The 14,378-nt window shown below is 72.1% G+C and carries 10 protein-coding genes; 8 read left to right on the top strand and 2 right to left on the bottom strand.

The genetic code is table 11. From position 1 onward, the window contains the following. Window positions 1-103 precede the first annotated feature (103 nt). The 7 genes from AB0447_RS30835 to AB0447_RS30805 all read left to right on the top strand — a co-directional run bounded on the left by AB0447_RS30835 (window position 104) and on the right by AB0447_RS30805 (window position 8,502). A complete protein-coding gene (locus tag AB0447_RS30835) occupies window positions 104-559 on the top strand; it encodes an Lrp/AsnC family transcriptional regulator (RefSeq protein WP_366480138.1) in 456 nt (151 codons plus the stop codon). Between the two features lie 51 nt (window positions 560-610). Continuing rightward, on the top strand, window positions 611-1,774 hold the full coding sequence (mqnE, locus tag AB0447_RS30830) for an aminofutalosine synthase MqnE (RefSeq protein WP_366480137.1): 1,164 nt from the start codon (window positions 611-613) through the stop codon (window positions 1,772-1,774). A 98-nt stretch (window positions 1,775-1,872) separates the two neighbouring features. Then, on the top strand, window positions 1,873-2,397 hold the full coding sequence (locus tag AB0447_RS30825) for a GNAT family N-acetyltransferase (protein WP_366480136.1): 525 nt from the start codon (window positions 1,873-1,875) through the stop codon (window positions 2,395-2,397). A gap of 59 nt (window positions 2,398-2,456) precedes the next feature. Continuing rightward, window positions 2,457-2,768 (top strand): DUF4229 domain-containing protein, encoded by a 312-nt coding sequence (locus AB0447_RS30820; protein ID WP_366480135.1) that lies wholly within the window; start codon window positions 2,457-2,459, stop codon window positions 2,766-2,768. A gap of 326 nt (window positions 2,769-3,094) precedes the next feature. Beyond that, the gene (locus AB0447_RS30815; RefSeq protein WP_366480134.1) at window positions 3,095-4,402 is read left to right on the top strand and encodes a dicarboxylate/amino acid:cation symporter; all 1,308 of its coding nucleotides are present in this window, start codon (window positions 3,095-3,097) and stop codon (window positions 4,400-4,402) included. A 164-nt stretch (window positions 4,403-4,566) separates the two neighbouring features. Continuing rightward, window positions 4,567-6,429, top strand: a complete 1,863-nt coding sequence (locus AB0447_RS30810; RefSeq protein ID WP_366480133.1) for an AMP-dependent synthetase/ligase — start codon at window positions 4,567-4,569, stop codon at window positions 6,427-6,429. 525 nt (window positions 6,430-6,954) lie between these two features. Then, window positions 6,955-8,502, top strand: coding sequence for an alpha/beta hydrolase (locus tag AB0447_RS30805; protein WP_366480132.1), 1,548 nt, complete (start codon window positions 6,955-6,957; stop codon window positions 8,500-8,502). Window positions 8,503-8,539: 37 nt separating this feature from the next. Here the strand turns inward: AB0447_RS30805 and AB0447_RS30800 are convergent, their stop codons facing one another. Both AB0447_RS30800 and AB0447_RS30795 read right to left on the bottom strand, forming a co-directional pair. Then, complete coding sequence (locus AB0447_RS30800; RefSeq protein WP_366480131.1) at window positions 8,540-9,766, bottom strand: lipase family protein; 1,227 nt, start codon at window positions 9,764-9,766, stop codon at window positions 8,540-8,542. Window positions 9,767-9,856: 90 nt separating this feature from the next. Then, on the bottom strand, window positions 9,857-10,867 hold the full coding sequence (locus AB0447_RS30795; protein WP_366480130.1) for an AraC family transcriptional regulator: 1,011 nt from the start codon (window positions 10,865-10,867) through the stop codon (window positions 9,857-9,859). 117 nt (window positions 10,868-10,984) lie between these two features. Between AB0447_RS30795 and AB0447_RS30790 the strand changes: the two genes are divergently transcribed. Continuing rightward, complete coding sequence (locus AB0447_RS30790; protein ID WP_366480129.1) at window positions 10,985-12,820, top strand: AMP-dependent synthetase/ligase; 1,836 nt, start codon at window positions 10,985-10,987, stop codon at window positions 12,818-12,820. The last annotated feature ends 1,558 nt before the right edge of the window (window positions 12,821-14,378 follow it).

Raw genomic sequence — 14,378 nt, 5'->3', positions numbered from 1 at the left:
TCGTCATTGATCTGTTGAAAGATTCACAGGGTGTCGACCCTGTGCGCCTTCGATTCTATACGTAAACTTGCAGGATCGCCGAATAATAGAAGGGTCCAGATACATGGACGCGGTGGACAGGCAGCTCATCCAGGCACTCCGGGAAAACGGACGTGCCTCGTACGCGGAGCTGGGCCGGCTCGTGGGCCTCTCCGGCCCCAGCGTCACCGACCGGATCAACCGGCTGGAGACGGCCGGTGTGATCACCGGCTATCGCGCAACCGTCGACTCGGCCTCGCTCGGCCTCGGCGTCACGGCACTCATCGGCATCTCGCTCTCCGACGCCGCCGACCACGAGGACGTGGCCCGCAGGCTGCGCGACCTCGCCGAGATCGAGGACTGCTGGTTCATCGCCGGCGACGACTCCTTCATGCTCAAGGTGCGCGCCAGCGACGTGGACGGCCTGGAGAAGATCATCCGCAAGCTGTCCGGCACCAAGGGCGTCTCCCGGACCCGTACCACCATCGTGCTCTCCACCAAGTGGGAGAACCGGGTCGGGGAACTGCCCGAAGAGGGTTAGGCGTACGGTGGGGCAGGGTTGCAGGACATGACGACAGGAGGCGACCGGCGCATGGATGCTGGGCTCAAGCGTGAGCTGGAGGAGAAGGTCCGCTCCGGCGAGCGGCTGACGCGCGAGGACGGCATCGCCCTCTACGCGTCGGACGATCTGGCCTGGCTCGGCGGCCTCGCCCACGAGGTGCGCACGCGCAAGAACGGTGACGTCGTCCACTTCAACGTCAACCGCCACCTCAACATGACGAACGTGTGCACCGCGTCCTGCGCGTACTGCTCGTTCCAGCGGAAGCCGGGCGAGAAGGACGCGTACACGATGCGCATCGAGGAGGCCGTCCGCCTGGCCAAGGCCATGGAGAACGAGAACCTCACCGAGCTGCACATCGTCAACGGTCTGCACCCGAACCTGCCGTGGCGCTACTACCCGCGCTCGCTCTCCGAGCTGAAGAAGGCGCTGCCGAACGTCTCGCTGAAGGCCTTCACGGCCACCGAGATCCACCACTTCGAAACCATCTCCGGCCTCTCGGCGTCCGACATCCTGGACGAGCTGATCGAGGCGGGCCTGGAGTCGCTGACCGGCGGCGGCGCGGAGATCTTCGACTGGGAGGTCCGGCAGCACATCGTCGACCACCGCACCCACTGGGAAGACTGGTCCCGCATCCACCGCCTCGCGCACGAGAAGGGCCTCAAGACCCCGTCGACGATGCTCTACGGCCACATCGAGGAGCCGCGCCACCGCGTGGACCACGTACTGCGGCTGCGCGAGCTCCAGGACGAGACGGGCGGCTTCCAGGTCTTCATCCCGCTGCGCTACCAGCACGACTTCGTGGACATGAAGGACGGCAAGGTCCGCAACAGGCTGCAGGCCCGCACGACCATGGCCACCGGGGCCGAGGCGCTGAAGACCTTCGCGGTCTCCCGCCTCCTCTTCGACAACGTCCCGCACGTGAAGGTCTTCTGGGTGATGCACGGCGTGCAGACCGCCCAGCTGGCGCTGCAGCACGGTGCGGACGACATGGACGGCTCGGTGGTCGAGTACAAGATCACGCACGACGCCGACAACTACGGCACCCCCAACAAGCTCACCCGGGACGACCTCCTGGAGCTGATCCGCGAGGCCGGCTTCCGCCCGGTCGAGCGGAACACGCGGTACGAGATCATTCGCGAGTACCCGGGTCCGGACGCCTCGCTGCGGGAGTCGCCGCAGCCGATGCGCCTCTGACACCCTCACCCCCGCTGTGCCCCGAGCGCCCTGGTCCGCATGCCGGACCGGGGCGTTTTTGCTGGCGCCGCCACAGCCGTAATGGATACTCTCGGCCAATGACCCTTACGTTCACCCTGGATCCGTCGATCGACCCCGCCCTGCACGAGGGCATCCTCGACCTGTGGACGGACGTCTCCAACGCCGGCGGCGCCGTGGGCTTCGTCCCGCCGGTCGTACGGGACGACATCCGTCCGGCGCTAATCAAGCAGCTCACCGCCGTCGCGGACGGCGGTAGCCGCCTGCTCGTCGGCCGCGACGACACGGGCCGGGTCGCCGCCACCGCCTTCCTCACCCTCAACACCCACCGCCTGATGACGCACTGGCTGTGGGCGTACACGGTCATGGTCCACCCCGACCTCCAAGGCCGCGGCCACGGCCGCGACCTGATGGCAGCCGTGGCCGACGCGGCCCGCACCATCGACGGCATCGAGGCGGTCCGCCTCGGCTGCCGCGGCGGCCTCGGCCTGGAGCGCTTCTACGAGTCCTGCGGCTACAAGGAGGTCGGCCGCGTCCCGGACGCCATCCGCGTGGCCCCCGGCGAGGACCGCGACGACATCACCCTCCTCCTCCCGCTGAACTGATCCGGACCCGGACGTGCTTCACTGGACCGGCAGGACCGACGCAGAGAGAAGGGGTCACCGTGACCGGGAAGTCGAACGCAGCCATCCGGTACACCGCGATGCGGCTGGGCATCTTCGTCGGGTGCTTCCTCGTCGTCTTCGCCCTCGTCAGGCTCCGGTGGGTGCCCGCCGGGCTCGGGGACGCGAACCTCGCCTGGGTCGTACTGCTCGCGCTGGTGCTGTCGGCGCCGCTGTCCTTCGTACTGCTCCGCAAGCAGCGCGAGGACATGTCCCAGCAGATCGCCGGACGCGTCGAGGGTGCGAAGGAGCGGCTCGCCGCGAATCGCAACCAGGAGGACGCGGCCGACGACGTCGCCCGCGCCGGCTCCTAGGGGCCCCTGCACCCAGTTAGCTTCCTCACACACCCAACCGCCCCAGCACCGGGATTCCGCCCGGGCGCTGGGGCGGCGGCGTTTCCGCGGGGACCCGGTGTCGGTCCGGCTCAAAGTAAGCCTTTGAGAATCTCAAAGCAGAAGTGTTAGCGTCTTAAACATGTTGACGCCAGTTGCGCCTCCCATGGCCACGAGCCTCCCGCTCGTGGTGCGCCTGCACGTCGATTTCTGCCGCCGCGGGTCCGCGGCCCGTTGCTGTCCGTAAGCACTTCGCAGTAGCCCGCAGAAACGTCCCCCCTCTTGTGCGCCACCCCCGGAGTGTGCCCGTGTCCGCGACCGCGACCACGAACCCGAAAACCTCGTTCAAGTTCCCCTTCTGGGCCCAGATCGTCACCGGTCTGGTGCTCGGCGTCCTGCTCGGCTGGCTCGCCCGCGCCCAGGACATCAGCTGGCTCACCACCACGCTCGGGCACGTCGGCGACATCTTCGTCCAGCTGCTGAAGCTCGCCGTCGCCCCGCTCGTCTTCTTCGCGATCCTGGTGTCGATCACCAACCTGCGGAAGGTCAACAACGCCGCCCGGCTGGCCACCCGCACGCTGCTCTGGTTCATGATCACCTCACTGATCGCGGTGGCCATCGGCCTCGCCATCGGCCTGCTCACCAACCCGGGCGCCGGCACCGGCCTCACCCCGGCCGACGGCAAGCTGCCCAAGCGCGAAGGCTCCTGGATCGACTTCCTGACCGGCATCGTGCCGACGGACGTCATCACCCCGTTCACCGAACTGAACGTCCTGCAGATCGTCTTCATGGCCGCCGTCGCCGGCATCGCCGCCCTGCAGCTCGGCGAGAAGGCCCAGCCGGTCCTCACCCTCGCCCAGTCCATCCTGGAGCTGCTCCAGAAGGCCCTGTGGTGGGTCATCCGCCTCGCCCCGATCGGTACGGTCGGCCTCATCGGCACCGCCATCGCCTCCTACGGCTGGGACCTGATAGGCAAGTACGCGACCTTCACCGCCGACGTGTACATCGGCTCGGCGCTCGTGATGTTCGGCGTCTACCCGCTGCTGCTCGCGACCGTCGCCAAGGTCAACCCGCTGCAGTTCTTCAAGGGCGCCTGGCCCGCCATCCAGCTGGCCTTCGTCTCCCGCTCCTCGGTCGGCACCATGCCGGTCACCCAGAAGGTCACCGAGCGCCTCGGCGTCCCGAAGGAGTACGCCTCCTTCGCCGTGCCGTTCGGCGCGACCACCAAGATGGACGGCTGCGCCGCGATCTACCCGGCACTCGCCGCGATCTTCATCGCGAACATCTTCGACGTGCAGCTCGGCATCAAGGAGTACCTGCTCATCGCGTTCGTCTCGGTGGTCGGCTCCGCCGCCACCGCCGGCCTCACCGGCGCCACGGTCATGCTGACCCTGACCCTGTCCACACTGGGCCTGCCGCTGGCCGGTGTCGGCCTGCTGATGGCGATCGACCCGATCCTGGACATGGTCCGCACTGCCACCAACGTGGCCGGCCAGGCCCTGGTGCCGGTCGTGGTCGCCGCCCGTGAGGGGATCCTGGACAAGGAGGCGTACGACTCGGCCTCCGGCTCCCCGCTGGACGAGCGGACTCCGGCCCCGGCCGCCGCCACCGCCTGATCCGGCTCCGATCCGCGACGCCCTTCGGCTCGTCACAGCCCCCGCCCCCGTCCGGGCGGGGGCTGTGGTGTGTTCGTGAGGGTTCGGTTCGGAGGGTGGCCAGGCGGGCCGGCCCGTGCGTAGATTACCGGCGGTAACTCGACGTCGTGGGCGAGGAGGTCACCGTGGAAGCCGGTCCGCAGCTGGTGCAGCCCGTCAAGACCGTGCAGGACGGGGCGGTACGGGAGGTGGCCGTCCCCGCGCTGGCCTCCGTACCGGTGACCGGATCGCTCGGCGACATCCCCTTCGAGAACGCCGAGCGGGCACCCGGCGAGGCCGTGCTCGCCCGCAAGCAGCCGGACGGCAGCTGGCGGGACGTCACCGCCGCCGAGTTCGCGGCCGAAGTGCTTGCCGTCGCCAAGGGCCTGATCGCCGAGGGCCTGCAGCCCGGCGACCGGCTCGCCATCATGGCCCGCACCTCCTACGAGTGGACCCTGCTCGACTTCGCCGGCTGGGCCGCCGGGCTGGTCACCGTACCCATCTACCCGACCTCCTCCGCGCTCCAGGCGCGCTGGATCATCCAGGACTCCGGCGCCGTGGCCTGCGCCGTCGAGGAAAAGGTCCAGGCGCGCATCATCAGCGCCGAACGCGCCCACCTGCCCGGCCTCGCCCACCTGTGGGAATTCGACACCGGGGCCGTCGGCAGGCTGGTGAAGGCCGGCGCCCGGGTGCCCGACGCGCTGGTGCACGAGCGCCGCCGCAACCGGACCCCCGAATCCGTCGCCACCCTCGTCTACACCTCCGGCACCACCGGCCGGCCCAAGGGCTGCGTCCTCACCCACGGCAACTTCTTCGCCGAAGTGGACAACGCCACCGAACTGCTGCACCCCGTCTTCAAGGCGGTCAGCAAGGACCCGGCCTCCACCCTGCTCTTCCTGCCGCTGTCGCACGTCTTCGGGCGCATGGTCGCCGTCGGCTGCCTGCGCGCCCGGGTGAAGCTCGGGCACGCGCCCAGCATCCGGACCGAGGACCTGCTGGAGGACCTGGCCGGATTCCGGCCGACCTTCCTGCTGGCCATCCCGTACGTCCTGGAGAAGGTCTACAACACCGCCCGCGCCACCGCAGAGAAGATGGGCCGGGCCGCCTCCTTCGACCGGGCCGCCCGCATCGCCCGGCGGGTCGGCGAGATGGCGGAGGGCCGCACCCCGGGCCTCGGGGTCCGGGCCGCCCGCGCCCTGTACGACCCGCTCGTGTACCGCCGCATACGCGCCGCACTCGGCGGCCGCGTCCGGTACGTGATCAGCGGCGGGTCCCCGCTGGGGCGGCGCCTCGCCGCCTTCTACACCGGGGCCGGCATCGAGGTCTTCGAGGGCTACGGGCTGACCGAGACCACCGGCGCCACCACCGTCACCCCGCCGCTCCGCCCCCGCCTCGGCACCGTCGGCTGGCCGCTGCCCGGCAGCGCCGTACGGATCGCCGACGACGGGGAGGTCCTGCTGTACGGCCGGCACGTCTTCGCCGGGTACTGGAACGACCCCCACCCCATGCCCCCGGGGCACTGGTTCGCCACCGGCGACATCGGCGAGCTCGACGCCGACGGCTACCTCACCATCACCGGGCGGAAGAAGGACCTGATCATCACCTCGGCGGGGAAGAACGTCGCCCCGGCCCCCCTGGAGGACTGGCTGCGCGCCCACCCGCTGGTCGGCCAGTGCCTGGTCATCGGCGACAACCGCCCCTACATCACCGCGCTCGTCACCCTCGAACCGGACGGGCTCGCGCACTGGCGGCAGATGCGGAAGAAGGAGCGCGTCCCGATCGCCGAACTCGTCCACGACGAGGAGCTGCGCGCCGACCTCCAACGGGCCGTCGACGAGGCCAACAGGTTGGTCTCGCGCGCGGAATCGATCCGCCGGTTCGCGGTCCTGCCGGGGGATTTCACCGAGGAGCGGGGTCATCTGACACCGTCGCTCAAGCTCAGGCGGGCGGCGATCGCCCGCGACCACGAGAAGGACATAGAAGCCCTGTACCGCCCCGGCCGGCCGTAACCGGGGCATGAGCGGGGCCGGGCCCGTGCACCCCCTGGATGCACGGACCTCGCCCGAACGGGCGCGAAGCCCGTGCACCGGGCTTCGCCCGGACGGGCGCGAAGCGCGCCGTCCCGGGAGCCCGGGGCGAGCCCCCGAGGGGATCCGGGGCGCGTCCCCCCCCATGCGGCGAAGCCGCATATCGGGTACGGCGGGAAGGGGCGGGGGGCGGGGCGGGAAAGCCCCGCGCAGGGGCCCCCGGCCCGGCTGCCGGCCCCCGCGGCCCCGGCCCCCCGGCCCGGCTCCCGGCCCTCGGCCCGGCCCTCGGCCCCGGCTCACCGGCCCTCGAGGGGCGTGGCCGCGGGTGCGGGGAAAGGCGCCTCGCAGCGAGCCCCGAGCCCGGCACCCGGCGCGACGGGCGCGGCCGCCGGTGCGGGGGAGAGGCCCCGCGCGGGGGCCCCGGCCCCGGCCCTCGGCCCGAGGGGCGTGGTGGTGGGTGCGGGTCTATCGTGGTTCGAGGCCGGGGGGCACCTGCGAGGAGGCTCCGTGAGCCGATCCCGACGCAAGTCTGCGGCGGCCGCAATGGCCGGGATAGCCGCCGTGGTCGCCCTGTCCGCGCCCGCGCCGGGCGCCGGGGCCGCGGCCCCGCAACCGGAGCCCACCCCCGCCCCGCAGATCCGCTGGAGCGACGACTGCCCCGAGCGGCCCGTCCCGGCCGGCCTGCGCTGCGGCACCCTCACCGTCCCCATCGACCACGCCGCCCCCGCCAAGGGCACCCTCGAGCTGGCCCTCGCCAAGATCCCCGCCACCGGCCACCACCGGCGCGGCTCGCTGCTGCTCAACTTCGGGGGGCCGGGCGCCCCCGGCATCGCCACCCTCGCCGGCGTCTCCCGCGAGTTCGCCGACCTCGCCGAGTCCTACGACCTGGTCGCCTTCGACCCGCGCGGGGTCGGCCACAGCCAGCCGGTCAGCTGTGGCGGCTCGCTCCAGCCGGACGCAACCGGCCCGGACGAACCCGCCCCGGCGGGCGACGCCGCGTCCCAGCTGGCCGCCCTGCGCGCGGTGGCCGAGCGCTGCGCCCGCAACTCCGGCCCGGTCCTCCCGTACGTCGGCACCATCCACGTCGCCCGCGACCTGGATCTGATCCGGCAGGCCCTCGGCGAGAAGAAGCTCGACTACCTCGGCTTCTCGTACGGCACCCGGATCGGCGCCGTGTACGCGGCACAGTTCCCGCAGCGGACCGGCCGGATGGTCCTCGACGGGGTCGACACCCTCAGCGAGCCGCTCGCCGAGCAGGCCCTGGTCTCTGCCAAGGGCCAGCAGCAGGCCCTGGACAACTTCCTGTCCTGGTGCGCCCACCAGGAGGACTGCGTGTACGGGACCAACACCCGCACCGCGAAGGAGAAGGTGGACGCCCTGGTGACCCGGCTCGACGCCGGTCCGCTGATCGGCCAGGACGGCTCGGACTTCACCGGCCAGGACGCGGTGGGGGCGATATCCGCCGCCCTCTACTCCAAAGCCAGGTGGCCGGGTCTCAACCGCGGGCTCGGCATGGCCGAACGCGAAGGCGACCCGGCCGGCCTCCTCGAGATCGGCGGCCCGGCCGACCCCGAGCCGCCGGATCCGGCGGACCCGGAGCCGGTGCCCGCCGACAACCCCGAAGCCGCCCTGGTCGCCGTGAACTGCGCCGACGACCCCGACCGCGGCAACGACAAGGCGAGCCCGGCGGTCGTGGAGCGGGAGATCGAGAGCCTGGAAGGCGAGTTCCGCAAGGTCTCGCGGATCTTCGGCCCGGCCCAGCTGATGACCGTGCTCGCCTGCTACGGCCGCCCGGCCGGCACCGACTTCATCCGGAAGATCGACCGGCCCGGCGCCCCGCGCATGCTGCTCGTCGGCACCCGCGGCGACCCGGCGACGCCGTACCAGTGGACCGAGGAGACCGCCCGACGGCTGGGCTCGGCGGTGGTCCTGGACTACAAGGGCGACGGCCACACCGCCTACTCCAGCTCGGCCTGCGTCCGCGAGTGGGTGAACGCCTTCCTGGTCGACGGCACGCTGCCGAACGGAACACGGTCCTGCCCCGCCGACGAGTGAGCGCCGGCGGGGTCCCGGGCGAACCGGAGCCGTGGCCTCAGCAGTTGCCGCCCGTCGGGCGGCCCGCGAACCGGTCCGCCAGCCAGTTCTGCGCCTCGAAGGCCTCCGTGATCACACCGCTGACGTGCTCGCCGACCCAGATGGTCTCCCACGTCACGTTCGCGCCCCGCGCGCACCAGTCGTTGCGCAGCTGCCTGCCCACCCCGTACGGGATCAGCTCGTCGGCGAGCGCGTGGTACTGGTACACCGGCGCGGCCGGGGCGGTCCGCCCGAGCCTGGACTGGTTCAGCCGGGCCTGCCAGTCCGGCCGGTCCAGCGGGTTGGAGGTGGTGAGGTCGGAGATCCGCTTGAACGATCCGACCGTCGCGTCGATCGCCACGCAGTTGTTCCGCATGAAGTCGACCAGCACCTTGCCGGCCGGGTTCAGGTACGAGTCCAGGTCCAACTCGGGGAATGCCGCGTCCTGTCCGGCCGCCGCCATGAAGATCAGCCCGGAGCCGTACGAACCGTTGTTGAAGTCCGCCACTCGCAGCAGGTCGCCCGGGACCCCGCCGGTCGCCGTGCCCTTCACCTTCAGCTCCGGTGCGTAGCCGCCCTGTAGCTCGGCGGCCCAGCTGCTCGCCTGCCCGCCCTGCGAGTAGCCCATGATGCCGACCGGACCGTCCGCCGACAGCCCGGCCTCCGGCAGGCGCTGGGCGGCCCGCGCCGCGTCGAGCATGGCGTGGCCGGCCGACCGGCCGACGGTGTAGGTGTGCGTGCCGGGGGTGCCGAGGCCCTCGTAGTCGGTGACCACCACGGCCCAGCCGCGCCAGGTCAGCTGCTGGATGAGATTGGCCTCCATGGCGGTGCCGTGCGGGAAGTTGTTGCTGGGCGCGCAGGAGTCGCCGAGCCCGACGGTTCCCACCGCGTAGGTGATCAGCGGGCGCGGTCCGGTCCGGCCGTCCTGCGGGACGATCACCGTGCCGGAGACGACGTTGGGGGCGCCGTCGGCGGTGGTGGAGCGGTAGCGGATCTTCCAGGCCTTGGTGTTGGTCGGCTGGCCGGGCAGCGGGTGGAAGGCGGACGGGGCGGAGTCGACGATGTCGCCGGGCGAGGCGGCGGCGGTCGTACCGGCGGTCGTACCGGCGGCGGTCGTACCGGTCTCGGCGGTGGCGGTTCCGGCGGTTCCGGCGGTGGCGGTGGTGGCGGTGGCGGTGGCGGCGGGGATCGCGGCCGAGACGGCCAGCGTGGCCACGGCGGCCAGGGCTGTATTGCGGATGCGCATGGGGCGGCTCTCCCAACGGTCCGTGCGGGGGTAGGTGAGGAGAAGGTAGTGACCGACCGGTCGGAAGGTCGCTGACCGGGCAGCTCACCTTTACTGACTGCGGAGCCGGTACGCCCCCGGAGTCGTCCCCGTCCACCGCCGGAACGCCCGGTGGAACGCGGTGTCCTCGGAGAACCCCAGCCGCGCCGCCAGCTCCGCGATCGGCTCCCCGCCCTCGGCCAGCCCGGCGATCGCCGCATCCCGCCGCACATGGTCCTTGAGCTGCTGGAACGACGTCCCCTCCTGCTGAAGCCGACGGCGCAGCGTGGCCGGCGACACCGCCAGCCGGGCCGCCACCTCCCCCAGCACCGGCAGCCGCGGCGAGACGCGCAACTCCTGCGCCAGGGCCCGGCGTACCTGCTCCGCGACCGTGGTTCCGTACTCCGGGCGGGAGAGCAGGTCGAACGGGGCCCGGCGCAGCATCGCATCGAGCGCCGGCTCGTCGCGGACCAGCGGCGCGGCCAGCCAGTGCGCGTCGAAGACCGCGCCGGTCCGGCCCTCCCCGAACCGGACCGGGCAGTCGAACAGCACCGCGTACTCGTCCTTGTGCGGCGGCGGCGGATACGCGAAATCGGTGTACGCGAGGGGGATGCGCCGCCCGATCAGCCAACTGCACAGCCGGTGCCAGATGGCCAGCAGGCACTCCGTCAGGAACCGCTCCTCGTCCAGGGCGAGGTCATTGCGGACGGTGAACCGCGCCTCGTCCCCGCTCACCTCCAGCGCCAGGTCCGGGCCGCCCGGGAACAGCCCGTAGAAAGCCACCCCGCGCCGGATCGCCGCGCCCAGGTCCCGGCAGCCCAGGGAGGCGTAACACATCATCGCGAAGGTGCCGGGCCGGCTCGGCGGACCGCTGCCGAGCCCCAGGAACTCGTCCTGGGTGGTCCGGTACAGGGCCCGGAACAGGCGGGCGAACTGGGCCGGGGTGATCCGCGCCCGGTCGTCCCCGAGCAGCAGCGGCGGAATCTGCGCCGCCTGCAACAGCGGCACGGTGTCGATGCCGCTGCGCCGCGCCCCCGCGAGCACGGCGCGCACATGGTGCACGGTGATCGTCCGCCTCCCCATGCCTGTGACGGTAGCCGGAATGAGCGCTGAGGTCAGCGGTGGTGACGCTTCCGGTCATGCCGCCGGACGCCGCCGGATGCCTAGCGTCGTGGGACACCCGACTCAGGGAGGCACGCGATGGGCGACGACGACGTCGTACGGCAGGTGGGGGCCGTCCGGCCGGAGACGCTGGCGGTGTTCACGCAATGGGCGGCGGAACGGTACGGGCAGGGCACCGCCCTCCGGTACCGCCGCGGCGGCCGGGGCGCCGCGGGCCGTCCGGGCAGTCGGGACGGTTCGGCCGACGACCCGTGGGAGACCCGTACGTACGACCAACTGGCCGCGGCGGTACGGTCCGTCGGCTCGGCCCTGCTCGGGCTGGGGGTGGCGGCGGGCGAGCGGGTCGCCGTACTGGCCGAGACCCGCCCGGAGTGGACGTACACCCACTTCGGGGTGCTCGCGGCGGGCGCGGTGATCGTCCCGGTGTACCCGACCGCGGGGGAGGAGGAGATCGCCTGGGTGCTGTCCGACTCGGAGGCGGTGCTCGTCGTGTGCGACGACGCGGCGCAGGCCGCGCGGGTGGCGAACCTACGGGACCAACTCCCCAAACTACGCGCGCTGGCCCAGATGGACGACCTGTGCACCCAACAGCACGAAGACGGCTGCACCCTTCCAGACCCGGCGGGGAAGATCGAGGCCCGTGCGGCCACCGTCCGCCCTTCCCACGACGCGGCGATCGTCTACACCTCCGGCACCACCGGCCTGCCCAAGGGCTGCCGGCTGACCCACGGCAACCTGGGCGCGATCCAGGACGCGACCCTGCCGCTGATCTCCGGCGGCCCCGGCGACTCCACCTACCTCTACCTGCCGCTGGCCCACCTCCTCGCGCAGCTGATCCAGTTCACCACCCTGCTGGAGGGCGGCGAACTGTGCTACTTCGGCGGCCGGATCGAGGACGTGGTCGCGGAACTGGCGGAGGCCCGGCCCACCCACCTGCCCTCCGTACCCCGCCTCTTCGAGAAGATCCACTCGATGGTCCTTTCACTGGCGGAATCGGCGGAGGGCGGCCGGGAGCGCTTCGAAGAGGCGGTCCGGCTCGGCGTACTGGCGTCGGAAGGCAGGCTTCCGGAGGCCGAGCGGGCCGCGTGGGAGGCGGCGGAGGCATCCCTCTACGCCCCGGTCCGCGCCGCCCTCGGCGGCCGGCTCCGCTGGGCCCTCACCGGCGGCGCCCCGATCGCCCCCGCCACCCTGGACTTCCTGCGGGCCTGCGGGATCGCGGTGTTCGAGGGGTACGGCATGACCGAATCCGGCGGAGTCATCTCCCTCAACCACCCGGGGGCCGTCCGCCACGGGACGGTCGGCCGGCCCATCGCGGGCTGCGAGGTCCGCATCGCGGACGACGGGGAGGTCCTGGCCCGCGGGCCGATGGTCTTCCCCGGCTACCACGCGAACGACGCGGCGACGGCGGAGACGGTGGACGGGGACGGCTGGCTGCACACCGGCGACCTGGGCGCGCTCGACGCGGACGGCTACCTCACCATCACCGGACGGAAGAAAGATCTGATCATCACCTCGGCGGGAAAGAACATCACCCCGTCAGAGGTCGAATTCGCCATCCAGCACAGCCGGTACGTGTCCCGCGCCGTCATGATCGGCGACCGCCGCCCGCACCCGGTCGCACTGATCACCCTGGATGCGGAGGAGGTGGCGGGATGGGCGAGCCGTGAGGGCATCGACCCGGGCCCGTCCCCGGCATCCCACCCGCAGGTCCGCGCGCTCGTCGAACAGGCGGTGGCGGAGGCGAACGAGAAGGTCTCCCGCCCGGCCCGCATCCGCGCGTTCCACCTCCTGGACGGAGACTTCACGATCGCAGGAGGGGAACTCACTCCCACCCTCAAACTGCGCCGAAAGGCCGTGGCAGAACGCTACGCAGCGGAGATCGAAGTGCTGTACCGGACCGGAAGGGACCACTAAGGCCCGCTGACCTCGTGCCGGGGGTACGCAGCGCCTGGCGCGGGCCCGCTTCCCGCCCCGACGGGGGATACGGGCGCATGGCGCGGGCGCACTTCTTTGCCCCCCGCTCGGGGCCGGGCCCGGGCGGGGGTGTGCCACCCACCCCTGGGGGCTTCGCCCAGCCGGGAGTCCGGACGCGGGCCGGGGCTGCGTGGCGCACGGCCCGGCCCGCTGGCCGGCTGTGCGGTACCGCCCCCCCGCCCGGGCGGAGCCCCGCTTTTCCCCTCAGCGGGGGTGGGCCGCGGGGCCGAGCCGAGACCCCGCTCTCCAGCCTCGGCGGGGTCGGCTGCGGGGCCGGGCCGAGACCTCGCTCTCCAGCCCCGGCGGGGGTTGGGTTGCGGGCCAGGGCCGCGACCCCGCTCAACTGCCGGGCGTCGGCTGGCCGGGGCGGGCCCTACCGGGCCGGGCTGGTCGGTTGGGCGGGGCCAGGGGACGGCCAGGGCTTCGCCTGGACGGAATCGAAGGAGCAGGCGGGGGGCCTTCCCGGCAGTCCCAGTGTCATTCCGTGTCCGTCCGCCCTGTCAAGGGCGCTCCCTCCGGTCGCGTCGCTTCGCGATGTCGCTGCGCTCCACCCTTGACAGGTCGGCCGGCCCCGGAAAGACAAGGACTGACGGGAAGCCCCGAAAGAAGGGCAGGGGGACAGGACCCCATGCGGCCATGCTCGGGAGGTCGGGCGGCGGCTGCCGCCCGACCGGCCGCCCTTCGGGCGGACAGCTCCACTTCCCCGAAACCAGACCCGGGCAGCAGGACCGGACGACCGGGCGCACCGGATCGCTACGCGCTTCTCCCGGCCAAGCGTCCCCGTCCCGTCTGTGGCCGGACATAGGCCGCCCACCGGCCATCACGAGTGCAGGCCGTCAGGCGGCAGACCGACCGCCTGTGGTTGGACATAGACCGCCACCGGCCACCCACGCTCCTGTCGTCTCGGCGACCGACGACCGGTCGGGCCCGGACGTAGACCGCCACCGGCCACAACAGGCTCCTCTCGTCTATGGGACTGATGAACCGACCGAGGTTGGGCATAGAACGCCACTGATTCGGGGCGGGTCGGGGTGGTCTTGGCGGCTGAATGACGGGGAGATGGAAGTCAGAGCCCGACAGGCGACCACCAAGACCTCAAAGCCTGCGCACGCCGCCCGAATTGCCCGTATGTGGGCGCCATTTGGTGGCCACAGACGGGTGGTGGTCGCTGAGACGGGAGAAGCGCGCCGCGATCGTGGGCGGCCTATGTCCGGCCCCAGGCGACCCGGGGACGCTGGGACGGCAGGAGCACGTGGTGGCCGGTGGTGGCTTATGTCCGGCCACAGACGGTCCGGGGACGCTGGGACGGCAGGAGCACGTGGTGGCCGGTGGTGGCTTATGTCCGGCCACAGACGGTCCGGGGACGCTGGGACGGCAGGAGCACGTGGTGGCCGGTGGCGGCTTATGTCCGGCCACAGACGGTCCGGAGACGCTGAGACGGGAGAAGCGTGCCGCGATCGTGGGCGGCTTATGTCCGGCCACAGGCGGTCCGGAGACG

This window comes from Streptomyces sp. NPDC051211 (genome assembly GCF_040689505.1).
In the GTDB taxonomy this organism is placed as follows: domain Bacteria; phylum Actinomycetota; class Actinomycetes; order Streptomycetales; family Streptomycetaceae; genus Streptomyces.
The sequence above is the reverse complement of the archived record's forward strand: the minus strand, read 5'-3'. Positions and strand labels throughout refer to the sequence as shown.